This window comes from Christiangramia sediminis (assembly GCF_020552705.1).
Classification (GTDB): domain Bacteria; phylum Bacteroidota; class Bacteroidia; order Flavobacteriales; family Flavobacteriaceae; genus Christiangramia; species Christiangramia sediminis.
The window spans coordinates 275,458-287,720 of record NZ_JAJBZG010000005.1 but is presented as its reverse complement, the minus strand read 5'-3'; the positions used below and the strand labels follow the sequence as shown (position 1 = coordinate 287,720).

Sequence of the window (12,263 nt, the reverse complement as noted above, 5' to 3'; positions counted from 1 at the left end):
GATTCAGAATTGATAAACATGCTTAAAATAAAGAATTTACACGCCAGCATAGAAGATAAGGAAATCCTTAAAGGAATTGATCTTGAGATCAATCCGGGAGAAGTTCATGCAATCATGGGACCTAACGGTTCGGGGAAGAGTACACTCTCTTCTGTAATTGCAGGAAGGGAAGAATATGAAATGACTGATGGGGAGATGATCTTTGAAGGAGCCGATCTTCGTGAAATGGATCCTGAAGAAAGAGCTCATAAAGGCATTTTTCTTTCTTTTCAATATCCAGTGGAAATTCCAGGAGTTTCGGTAACAAACTTTATTAAAACGGCTATTAATGCTCAGCGTAAAGCTCATGGAAAAGAGGATATGCCGGCAAATGAAATGCTGAAAATGATCCGTGATAAGTCTGAAATGCTGGAAATAGATCGTAAATTTTTATCGCGTTCTCTTAATCAGGGATTTTCAGGAGGTGAGAAAAAGCGAAATGAGATCTTTCAGATGGCGATATTAGATCCCAAATTATCTATTCTTGATGAAACCGATTCGGGTCTTGATATAGATGCACTTAAAATCGTTGCCAATGGGGTAAACAAGCTTAGAAGAGAAGATAATGCTGTGTTGCTTATTACTCATTACCAGAGATTATTGAACTATATCGTACCAGATTTTGTACATGTAATGGTAGATGGTAAGATCGTGAAGTCAGGTGGAAAAGAACTGGCTCACGAGTTGGAAGAAAGAGGTTATGATTGGGTAAAGCCAGAGAAAGCCGTTTAAATAATTCAGTATTCAAATTTCAGGATTTCAGACTAAATGAATCTTGAACTTTAAATCTTGAACACGAAATTGAAAAGAATGGAATTAAAAGATAAACTTATCTCATCATTTTTAGCCTTTGAAGAAGGGCTGGAACCTGATAATGGAATGGACTCCATTAGAAATCAGGCGATCAAGGACTTTGAAAGCCTTGGTTTTCCCAGTAAAAAGGAGGAGGACTGGAAATATACTTCGCTCAATACTATATTGAAACATGATTATAGCGTATTTCCAAAAAAAGAAGATGCCATTGATTATCGTGATATCAAAAAATATCTGATCCACGATATTGATACCTATGACCTTGTTTTTATTGACGGGATCTATTCTTCACACCTGTCTCAAACAACACATGAGAAGATCGATGTTTGCCTGATGTCGTCTGCATTAACTAAGGATAAATACAGACCGGTAATAGACAATTACTTTAATAAAATAGCTCCTAAAACGGGTTTAAATTCTTTAAATACTGCGTTTGCCAAAGAAGGAGCCTTTATTCATATTCATAAGAATAAGCAGGCCGATAAGCCTATACAGATCGTGAATTTCGCGACCGGGAATGAATCTTCTTTAATGCTTCAACCAAGAAATCTGGTAGTAGTGGAAGAGAATTCTCATGTCCAGATCATTGAAAGACATCAAAGTCTTACAGATCACCCGGTGCTTACCAATTCTGTAACCGAGATCTTTGCAGATAGAAGAGCGATTGTTGATTATTATAAAATTCAGAATGATAATGCATCCGCTTCCTTGATTGATAATACTTTCGTGGAGCAGAAAGATGAGAGTCACGTTTCTGTGCATACTTTTTCTTTCGGCGGAAAACTTACGCGTAACAATCTGAATTTCTACCAGAAAGGTGAGCGTATAGATTCTACCATGAAAGGAGTTACTATCATTGAAGGTAAACAGCATGTAGATCACAATACTTTGGTTCATCATATTGAACCAAACTGTGAGAGTCACCAGGATTACAAGGGGATTTTCGGAGATAGTTCTACCGGGGTTTTCAATGGAAAAGTTTTGGTGGAGAAAGAAGCTCAGAAAACCAATGCCTATCAGTCTAATAACAATATCCTGGCAGATGATAAAGCAACTATCAATTCAAAACCTCAGTTAGAGATCTTTGCAGATGATGTAGCTTGTAGCCACGGTTGTACTATAGGGCAGCTGGATGAAGATGCATTGTTCTATTTACAATCCAGAGGGATACCTCGTAAGGAAGCTCGTGGATTGATGATGTATGCATTTGCTAATAATGTACTTGAAAGCGTTAAAATCCCTGAAGTTAAGAAGAGAATTAACAAACTGATCGCTTCAAAACTAGAGGTAGATCTGGGTTTTAATAAGCTTTAATATAAATTCAAAAAAACTTTAAGGATGAGTCAGCAAACTCAAACAAATACTTTTGAGGTTGAAAAGATCCGAAAGGATTTTCCAATACTTAACCGCAAGGTTAATGGCTATCCTTTGGTTTATTTTGATAATGCCGCCACGGCGCAGACTCCTAAGCAGGTGATGGATGCGATCGTGGATTATTATTCTAATTATAACGCCAATATTCACAGGGGCGTGCATTCTTTATCCCAGGAAGCTACCGATAAATATGAGCAGGCGAGGATCAAGATCCAGAAGCATTTTAATGCGGAAAAAGCCCATGAGATCATATTTACATCGGGTACCACTCATGGAATTAATCTGGTTGCCAGCGGATTTTCTTCTATTCTGAAAGAAGGTGACGAGATCCTGGTTTCGGCAATGGAACATCATTCCAATATCGTTCCGTGGCAGATGCTTTGTGAAAAGACCGGGGCTAAGCTTAAGGTGATCCCTATGGATCAAAAGGGAGAACTTGTCTATTCAGAATTTGAGAAACTTATTAGTTCTAATACAAAACTGGTATTTCTTAATCATGTTTCAAATGCCCTGGGTACGGTAAATCCAATTAAGTCTGTGATTGAGAAAGCCCATTCTGTAGATGCGGCTGTTCTGATTGATGGAGCGCAGGCCGCTCCGCATATTAAAGCAGATGTACAGGCACTGGACATGGATTTTTATGTTGTTTCAGCGCATAAGATGTGTGGTCCAACAGGAGTTGGTATCCTTTATGGAAAAGAAGCGTGGCTGGAAAAACTTCCACCTTATCAGGGTGGAGGTGAAATGATCGCTACTGTTTCTTTTGAAAAAACTACCTATGCGGGTCTTCCGCATAAATTTGAAGCCGGTACACCTAATATATGTGGTGGAATCGCTTTTGGTGCTGCAATAGATTATATGAATGCAATTGGATTTGATGAAATTGCGGCATACGAGCACGAACTTTTAGAGTACGCTACCAATGAACTCAAAAAAATTGATGGCGTAAAAATTTACGGTGAAGCTGCTGAAAAAACGGCTGTTATCTCTTTTAATATTGAAGGCTTACATCCTTATGATATAGGCACGTTAATGGATAAAATGGGAATTGCGGTGCGTACCGGACATCATTGTGCCCAACCCGTGATGGATTTCTTTAAGATTCCAGGAACCGTTAGAGCATCCTTCTCTTTTTATAATACTTTTCATGAAATTGACCTTTTCATCGATGCATTGAAAAAGGCCAAAATGATGCTACAATAGGAATACTATTTCAGTTAATTAAATTTTAAAGAGGCACCCTTGCGGTGCCTTTTTTTGTAATATGTCATAAATCCATAAAGAATATAGATATGAAAATTTCTTTTTTAGTCCTTATAATGATGTTCTTCTCTACTAATAATTGTTCCAACCAGAAAATAGATTCAATTGAATCCTTTACCTACGAAACCTTTACCCGGGGTTCTTCAACCATATATACCGTAACTCCTGATAAAATTCAGGTAAAAAGTACAGGTTTGAATTCTAATGAAAATTCAAATAATATCACTCCAGCAAAGTGGAATTCTCTGGTGAATACTGCTCAAAATATCGATATTTCAGAAATGAGCAAATTAAAAGCTCCATCAGACTCCAGAGCATCAGATGCCGCCCTTCATGCGCTCCTGAGTGTGCGTAAGAATGATACCATTTTTAAGACTAATTCATTCGATCACGGTAATCCGCCGGCAGAAGTAAAGCCATTAGTGGAGGCTATTTTAAGATTGGCAGAAAATGTTGAATAGCACTTCTTCTTATTGTACTTTTGTGTAAAATTGAAATATGACGATTCAGGAAAAACAACAGGAGGTAATTGATGAGTTTTCAATGTTTGATGACTGGATGCAGCGCTATGAATATATGATAGAGCTGGGAAAGTCTCTTCCTCTTATTGACGAAAAATATAAGATTGACGAGAATTTGATCAAAGGTTGCCAAAGTAAAGTATGGGTTCATGCTGAACTTGAAGGAAATAAACTTGCTTTCACGGCAGACAGTGATGCTATAATCACTAAAGGTATCGTGGCAATTCTTATTAGAGTATTTTCAGAACAACATCCTTCAGAAATTATTGAAGCCGACACCAAATTTATTGATGAAATTGGCTTAAAAGAGCATTTATCTCCAACACGAGCCAACGGCTTGGTGAGTATGATCAAACAACTAAAAATGTATGCATTGGCATACCAAACGCAATTGAACTAAGATGGAACAGGAAATTAATACACAGGAGTTAGGGGAGAAGATCGTAACTGTTCTTAAAACCATATATGATCCGGAAATTCCGGTAGATATATATGAGCTGGGGCTTATTTACGATGTGATGGTGAGTACAGATTATGATGTGAAGATCCTAATGACTCTTACCACTCCAAACTGTCCCGTAGCTGAAACTCTTCCACTGGAAGTGGAGGAAAAAGTAAAGTCTCTGGATATGGTAAAAGATGCTGAGGTGGAGATCACTTTTGATCCGCCCTGGAGTCAGGACCTTATGAGTGAAGGCGCCAAGCTGGAACTGGGACTTTTATAATTTGAAATTATGGCGGAAGAGATATTAAATCGGGTCGCTCAAAGTAAACTGATAACCTTTAACCTTGAGGATCACTATCCAAAAGGGGAAAGGTTTCTTTTTGATCTTAGCCAGTGGCTTTATGAAGGATTTGTTTTAAAAGAAAAGGATTTCAGGGAGTATGCTAAACAACATGACTGGTCTCAATACCAGGATAAGTTCGTGGCGCTTACTTGTTCTACAGATGCGATCGTGCCTGCCTGGGCATATATGCTGGTAAGCACTTACCTTGAGCCTTACGCAAAAAAAGTAGTTATAGGTGATCTGGAAATTCTTGAAAGTCATCTATATCAGGAAATTATTGAGCAATTAGATGTTTCAGATTTAACAGATAAATCGGTTATTATTAAGGGTTGTTCAAACAGGCCAGTACCCAAAAATGCTTATATTTTTCTGATAAATAAATTACAACCCGTTGTGAAAAGCCTTATGTATGGAGAAGCATGTTCATCAGTTCCTTTATACAAACAATCAAAAAAATAGAAATGAATAGAACTTTACTATTTGCATTTTCATTGCTTCTTTGCTCTGGAATAGCATTTACGCAGGAAGAAGAAAAAAAAGATTCCATACCCCCAAACGGTTGGACTAAAGAAGGAAATATCCAGTTGCTTTTCAACCAATCAGCCTTTAATAAAGAATGGACCGGTGGAGGAACCTCCAGTATTGCCGGGAATCTAACGGTAAATTATCAATTTAATTATCGCAAGGATGATTTCACATGGGATAACAAGATCATTGCAAATTACGGGCTAACCAAGGTGAAGGGAGATGAATTTGCAAGAAAGACCAGTGACAGGTTGGAATTGAATTCCATCGCCGGCAAACAAATAGAGGAGACTAATTTTTATTATTCCTGGTTTTTGAACTTTAGAACCCAGTTTGCAAAGGGATATGAATTTGGAGAAGATCCCGAAACTGGAGAAACTACACGTACAGAGACTACCCATTTTATGTCCCCGGGATATTTACAAACCGGGCCTGGCATTATGTACAAAAAGACCGATAATTTTGTGGTAAATCTTGCTCCTGCCACGGCAAGATTCATTTTCGTGGATAAAGATTTTACTTCTATTCAAGGATATATAGATGGAGATTATTTTGGGGTAGATCAGGGAAAATCCATGCGATATGAATTTGGTGCTTCGCTAAGCGGGTTTGTAAGCTACGAAATACTGGAAAATGTAAATATGGAACATTCTCTTGCGCTCTATTCAAATTATTTAGACAAACCGGCAAACATAGATATAGATTATTTGCTGAATCTTGAAATGGGCATCAACGACTATCTTTCTGCCAATTTCATCTTTCAGGCAATTTATGATGATAATGCTGTTGGAGCCTTTCAGATCAGGGAGGTACTAGGGGTAGGATTTAATTTCGGATTCTAGATCAAACCGAACCTATAATATTATAAGGCCTGTGTATTTTAATATATGCAGGCCTTTTCAGTTAAATTTTTGTTGAAGTAGGCGAGCTGTTAATACAGTAGCTTTCTATTGATTATCTTTACACCTATGATTGAAAAGACCGATTTATCTTACGAAAGAACTGTACTGGTTGGTATAGTTACCAAAGATCAGGACCAGGATAAACTGGAGGAATATCTGGATGAACTGGAGTTCCTTACCTATACTGCCGGTGGGGAAGTTATCAAGAGATTTTCACAGCGTTTGGATCGCCCGGACCCAAAGACCTTTATAGGTTCCGGGAAAATGAACGATGTAAAGGAATTCGCTGATGAGAATGATATAGGGGCCGTAATTTTTGATGATGAACTTTCTCCTGCCCAGCAAAAGAATATTGAAAAGATATTGAAATGTAAGATCCTGGACAGGACCGGTCTAATCCTGGATATTTTTGCACAAAGAGCAAAGACCAGTTATGCGAGAACCCAGGTAGAACTGGCACAATATGAATATTTGCTTCCCAGACTTGCCGGTATGTGGACTCACCTTGAAAGACAGCGTGGTGGTATTGGTATGCGTGGTCCCGGAGAAACGGAGATCGAAACTGACCGTAGGATCGTTCGTGATAAAATCTCCCTTTTAAAGAAACAGCTGAAAACCATTGATAAGCAAATGGAAGTTCAGCGGGGTAACCGGGGACAGTTAGTACGTGTTGCTCTGGTTGGATATACCAACGTAGGTAAATCTACCTTGATGAACGTTATTAGTAAAAGTGAGGTATTTGCCGAGAATAAACTCTTTGCAACTCTGGATACAACCGTTAGAAAGGTGGTTATACGCAACCTGCCGTTCTTGTTAAGTGATACGGTTGGATTCATAAGAAAGTTGCCTACGCAGCTTGTAGAGTCGTTTAAATCAACACTGGATGAGGTGAGAGAGGCAGATCTTCTATTACATGTAGTAGATATTTCACATCCAAATTTTGAAGATCATATAGATTCTGTAAACCAGATCCTTACCGAAATTGAAACTATTGGCAAACCCACCATCATGGTTTTTAATAAGATCGATACTTATAAAGCAGAAAAGATCGAAGAGGATGACCTGATGACAGAAAAAACTTCAGCTCATTATACCCTTAAAGAATGGAAAAAAACATGGATGAACCGTGTTGGCGATAATGCGCTTTTCATTTCTGCTCTTAATAAGGAGAATATGGAGCATTTTCGCAAAAAAGTATACGAGGCGGTTAGAGAAATTCATATTACCAGATTTCCTTACAATAACTTTCTGTATCCGGAATACGATAAATACGGTGAGGAGAAAGAATAGCTTGGTAAAACTTTAACTGATTTTTGAAAGTATCTTTTTAAATTTATGGGAATCAAAAACTTATAGATATGAAAAAGCTATATATACTTTTAGTTTTTACCGCATTAAGCCTTGGCACAACCGCACAATCTCTCGATGGTTCTTGGAAACTTACCGAAGAGAATGGTCAAAACCTTACTAATAAAGAAGTTATAAGGATCTACCAGGACGATTACTTTGCTGAAGCCGCCAAAGTAACAGATTCCAATGAATTTTTATGGGCCCTGGGAGGCGAATATAATGCTGAAGATTATTCAGTAATGCTGGATTTTAATACAAAATCACCGGAACTCGTGGGCCAAACTTCAGACCCAAAACTGGAATTTATTGATGAAAATACTATTGAGATAAATGAGGTAAATTCAGTTCAGCTCTGGAAAAGAATCTCAAAAGAACAAAATGATCTTGATGGAAACTGGGTGATCACCGGTAGACAAAGAGACGGAGAGATGAACACTATGAAACCCGGCGATCGTCGCACCATAAAAATTCTTGGTGGAGAAAGATTCCAATGGGTGGCCTTCAATTCAGCAACCAGAGAATTCTACGGTACCGGTGCTGGAAATTACTCAGCCGAAAATGGAAAATATTCTGAAAATATCGATTTGTTCTCCAGAGATAAAAATAGAGTAGGAGCTAGTCTGCAATTCGATTATGAAGTAAAAGACGGGGAATGGCATCATTCCGGTAAAAGTTCAAAAGGCGATCCTATTTATGAAATATGGTCTCCTTATGCCGAAGCATATTCTAAGTGATTAAAATTACTACACTCAAATGTGGACTTTGTTTTTAAACCGAAATTTTATTCAATTCAACTAAAAAATACGTAATGAACTGATAATCAGTAATTAAAATTGTATATTCTTATGTTATAAGACCCTACAGAAGTTTAATTTAAACTTGGGGGCCATGCGTATTCTTATCAAATTCTTTTTAGTTTCTCTTCTTTTTATTTCCTGCCAGGCAGATGACAATGATCTATCTCCGGATGAAATTCAACAAAATTCAGAACCAATAAATACTGAAAATTATGAAGAATTTATCTACCTTAAATTAGGAACCAGGGATATAATTTTTGGAGCTGGAACAAAAAACCAAAGTGAAAAGAAATTAGGTGCCGAATTAGTTGCCAGATATTCACGTTCTGGTGAATTATATCATTCTCTGAGTTTTTGGGGAAAAATGGAAGAAACAAGTTCTAATGAATTGCAAAGACTGGGAGGTAATATTGAAAACTTTAATGGCGAAGGAATTTATAAGACCGGGAAAGAACAGAAAAATAACTGTAATTTTTTCGATTTTGGTATTTCCTGGTATTCCCTTTATGATACCGGAGAAGACGGCTATCTTGAAATTACCTTATGGGATGGAGAAAATTTAAAAGGTAATTTCGATATTATGGTTTACAATGCCAATGATAAATCTCAATCAAAAAATATTACGGGTGAATTCAAACTTAAAGTACAATAATTAATAAATGGGCTTAGAGAATTTAAAATTCAGATCTTTTTTAAGTTTATCTGAACTTATTATTTTCCCTTTTGAAGCCTCTGAATCATCAAATTCAGGGGTTGCAAGTTCTCGCTCTGCTGCGATCCTGGTATAATATTCTTTTTTAGTTGGGTGTTCCGGATAGACCACATTCCAGATAGAATTATCCTTTTCTTTTTCCATCAACTTTAGAATTGCTTCAATGCAATCTTCCTGGTGTACCAGGTTAACGGGTGCCTCAGGATTTTTTATTCCGGTTTTTCCTGCTAAATGGGAGATTGGATGCCTTTTTTCGCCAATAAGGCCACCAAATCTTAGAATGGAAGCGTTAAAACTTTCATTATTTAAAAACAATAACTCCACATTTCTTAGTTGAATCGAGGTATTCTCAGAATTATTGGTATTTGCAGTTTCATCATATTGCTTAAAATCTTCTGTATCTTCATAGACCGAAGTGGAACTGGTAAAAATTACCTTCTGAACATATGATTTTTCGATATATGGAATCAGTTTCTTTATTTTTTTTACAAAATTGATCTCAGGGTTTTTTCTTAATCCCGGTGGCACATCTACGATAAGAATATTAATTCCCGAAAGAAAAGAACGTATGTCTCCCTGAATTCCCCGTTCAAATAACTTGATGGAATAGGGAATCATACCAGCATCGCGGACTTCACTCATTTTTTCCATTCGGGTAACCGAACCTCTCACTTCATGGTTTTCTTTGTAAAGTCTTTTTCCCAGTTCCATTCCTAACCAGCCGCATCCTAATATTGATATTTTCATCTCAGTCTTTAATTCTAATTGTTTTCTTTAAAATAGTAACGTCATTAAGCACAAAAGGCCTGGGGATCATGCCTGCTGGTCTTGGTTTTACGTTTAGATCTTTATTTCCTATAAGATCGTAAGCCGATTCATATAAAATAAATTCTGGCAGATCACCTTTTTCAATGCTGAACTCTATCCTTAAGGTGTCCTGATTGGACGCGTAATAAGTCAATAAACGCTCTCTCCAGCGTCTTTTAAACATATGAAATGCATTGCTGCCCAGATAGACTTCATCTGCTTCTAAGCCGTTTACTTTGAATTCCTTAAAATCAACATCTTTTGTTTCATAGATCTCCATTCTGTTAATCTTCCTGTTGGGAGCGATTTTTAAGGAATAAGCCTGATTTTTTAAACTATCTGCTCCGGTTTTCTCAATAATAATTCCTGGTTCAGGAATTTGTATGGAAGGAGCTTCAGCTTTAAAAGTAAAACTACTTCCATATTTACTGCTAAAGTTAGATTCAGTATGAGAACTTTCAACAGGATCTTCCCCAAAAAATTCTGAGGTCCATTCATCGACTATTCTATCATAAGAATACCAGGTCGAAGTATTTTCATCCAGATCCTGTAAATATACAAGACTGTTGGGCTTTGGTCTTTCCGAATCAAAATCAGAATAATAATGTGCCACGAAGATAAGCACATTAAATACTAGAAAACAAAGAACCGCAAAGGATTTCAAACGTCTGAAATATCCGAATAAAGGCAGAAAAAGGAAAAACAATAAACTCGTAAGTATTGCGGTAACAAAAAGCATCTTTAGACCCAGCGCGACTGGCAGGCTCCAGATAAACGGGAGTAAAATAAAAATAGCAGGAATAGAGAGAATCACCATCAGAATTCGATTTGGTTTTTCCTGACGAATCATCACAAAAAGCTGAACTAATCCAAAATAGACCGGAATTATAAAATAAGCAGCACCCTTGAGATAAACAGAAACCAGTCCGCAGATCACCAACCAGAGAAGGAGTGGGGCAATAAATACCGATGCCGTTCTAAGACTTTTCCGAAGTAAATGGTAGATTATAAAACAAACTGCTAGCGCAAGGAATATGGAAATAGCGATATACCAGTAGCCATTATAGGTGAATCCATGTTCCATTTCAGAATATTCTGGATAAATGAACAGGCAAAATTTCCAAAAAGCCCAAACCAGAAGTCCGGCCAGGATTAGACTTAAAATCATTGGTATAATACCTTTAAATATTCCTGTTACCTTCAATCTGTCCCTTCGTAAGCCGTAAATAAGCAGAGCCATAAAAAGAATGATCGCCAGGATGAGCATTGGGGTGATCCAGTTGAAGGGATATTTTACAAATTCACCAAAAGGCAGACTGAAATAGATAAGGTCCCTGTCGCTGGAAAGATTTTCTATATCGGTATTACTAAAATGATCTAAAAGTGGCATTAAATAACTGCCCTGATGTGCCAGGGTTTCTTTATCCAGGTTTTCTGGGAGATCGGTAGCGGTATGATAATCAAAATGATCATCTATAAAAGCGAAATTATAGCCGTTGATATCTCCCTGTTCCCTTAGAACAGTAAGATCTGTATCATTCGGTAACATTTTATAAATGCTGTAGGCAAGGGAGTTGGTCACGGGATATTTAACTCCTGCTTCCTGAAAGGCTTCAATTAAACGCGCATTTTTAGCATTAGTTTCCAGGAGCATAAAAGGATTCCCACCACTGCCACGGGCTTCAAAATTCAGGGCAAGTTTTACATCTTCAGCCCAGGGATGATCTTCTATAAAAAGTCCAGCACCGTTCAATCCTAATTCTTCGGCATCGGTAAAAAGAATAATTATATCATTCGCATGTTCTGTATTTTTTTCAAGAAAGGCCCGTAAGCCTTCCAGAATGGTAGCAACTCCGCTACCGGCATCGCTTGCGCCAAAAGACGAATGCATGGCACTATCATAGTGTGTCATTAGAACGAGGGCATTGCTATCGCCAGTACCTTTAATTCTGGCAAGGATATTTTGCGGCTTGACCAGAACTCCATGTTTATTAAGATGGTAAGCTTCCTGGGTTTGTACTTCAAGTCCCATATTTTGGAGTTGATCTACAATATAATTTCTCACTTTGCTATGAGCAGGACTGCCAACATAATGTGGCTCTTTTGCAATCGCTTCCACATGTTCAAACGCCCGGGAAGTAGAAAATTCAGTTAAATTTTTAGAGGAATCGGGTTCAAAATGAGGTTGGTCAAAATTAAAACTTAGCCAGACAGCGAGAATGATCAGGAGAAAGGCAACTAAGCCGGTAAATCTGTTATTCATGAATTTAGATTCAGAAGTCTTAAAGTTAAATAAGTTTTTTATTAATCGGCAATGAATTTACGGTAGTCCTCACTAAAGTAAAAATCCTTATATTTAAGTAATTAGTAAT

13 protein-coding genes are annotated in these 12,263 nt (G+C 37.4%); 11 read left to right on the top strand and 2 right to left on the bottom strand.

What is annotated here, in order from left to right; translation table 11 throughout:
- The first annotated feature begins 18 nt into the window (after positions 1–18).
- The 11 genes from sufC (at position 19) to LGQ90_RS10620 (ending at position 9,024) form a co-directional block, all read left to right on the top strand.
- Positions 19–771, top strand: a complete 753-nt coding sequence (gene sufC, locus LGQ90_RS10670) for a Fe-S cluster assembly ATPase SufC (RefSeq protein WP_229340955.1) — start codon at positions 19–21, stop codon at positions 769–771.
- 78 nt (positions 772–849) lie between these two features.
- A complete protein-coding gene (gene sufD / locus LGQ90_RS10665) occupies positions 850–2,166 on the top strand; it encodes a Fe-S cluster assembly protein SufD (RefSeq protein ID WP_229340953.1) in 1,317 nt (438 codons plus the stop codon).
- Positions 2,167–2,190: 24 nt separating this feature from the next.
- Positions 2,191–3,429, top strand: coding sequence for an aminotransferase class V-fold PLP-dependent enzyme (locus LGQ90_RS10660; protein ID WP_229340951.1), 1,239 nt, complete (start codon positions 2,191–2,193; stop codon positions 3,427–3,429).
- Between the two features lie 89 nt (positions 3,430–3,518).
- The gene (locus tag LGQ90_RS10655; protein ID WP_229340949.1) at positions 3,519–3,950 is read left to right on the top strand and encodes a hypothetical protein; all 432 of its coding nucleotides are present in this window, start codon (positions 3,519–3,521) and stop codon (positions 3,948–3,950) included.
- A 37-nt stretch (positions 3,951–3,987) separates the two neighbouring features.
- The gene (locus tag LGQ90_RS10650; RefSeq protein ID WP_229340947.1) at positions 3,988–4,410 is read left to right on the top strand and encodes a SufE family protein; all 423 of its coding nucleotides are present in this window, start codon (positions 3,988–3,990) and stop codon (positions 4,408–4,410) included.
- A gap of 1 nt (position 4,411) precedes the next feature.
- Positions 4,412–4,735, top strand: coding sequence for an iron-sulfur cluster assembly protein (locus LGQ90_RS10645; RefSeq protein WP_026914726.1), 324 nt, complete (start codon positions 4,412–4,414; stop codon positions 4,733–4,735).
- A 9-nt stretch (positions 4,736–4,744) separates the two neighbouring features.
- On the top strand, positions 4,745–5,257 hold the full coding sequence (locus tag LGQ90_RS10640) for a DUF2480 family protein (protein ID WP_229340945.1): 513 nt from the start codon (positions 4,745–4,747) through the stop codon (positions 5,255–5,257).
- Positions 5,258–5,259: 2 nt separating this feature from the next.
- Complete coding sequence (locus tag LGQ90_RS10635) at positions 5,260–6,165, top strand: DUF3078 domain-containing protein (protein WP_229340942.1); 906 nt, start codon at positions 5,260–5,262, stop codon at positions 6,163–6,165.
- 126 nt (positions 6,166–6,291) lie between these two features.
- The gene (hflX, locus tag LGQ90_RS10630) at positions 6,292–7,515 is read left to right on the top strand and encodes a GTPase HflX (protein ID WP_229340940.1); all 1,224 of its coding nucleotides are present in this window, start codon (positions 6,292–6,294) and stop codon (positions 7,513–7,515) included.
- Between the two features lie 68 nt (positions 7,516–7,583).
- A complete protein-coding gene (locus tag LGQ90_RS10625) occupies positions 7,584–8,309 on the top strand; it encodes a hypothetical protein (protein WP_229340938.1) in 726 nt (241 codons plus the stop codon).
- Positions 8,310–8,463: 154 nt separating this feature from the next.
- Positions 8,464–9,024 carry a hypothetical protein gene (locus tag LGQ90_RS10620; protein WP_229340936.1) on the top strand — a complete coding sequence of 187 codons (561 nt, stop codon included), beginning with the start codon at positions 8,464–8,466 and terminating at the stop codon, positions 9,022–9,024.
- Here LGQ90_RS10620 and LGQ90_RS10615 read toward each other — a convergent pair whose 3' ends face one another.
- Both LGQ90_RS10615 and LGQ90_RS10610 read right to left on the bottom strand, forming a co-directional pair.
- Entirely contained in the window at positions 9,025–9,831 is an 807-nt protein-coding gene (locus tag LGQ90_RS10615; RefSeq protein WP_229340934.1) for a Rossmann-fold NAD(P)-binding domain-containing protein, read from the bottom strand.
- A gap of 1 nt (position 9,832) precedes the next feature.
- Complete coding sequence (locus LGQ90_RS10610) at positions 9,833–12,154, bottom strand: M20/M25/M40 family metallo-hydrolase (protein WP_229340932.1); 2,322 nt, start codon at positions 12,152–12,154, stop codon at positions 9,833–9,835.
- Between the last annotated feature and the right edge of the window lie 109 nt (positions 12,155–12,263).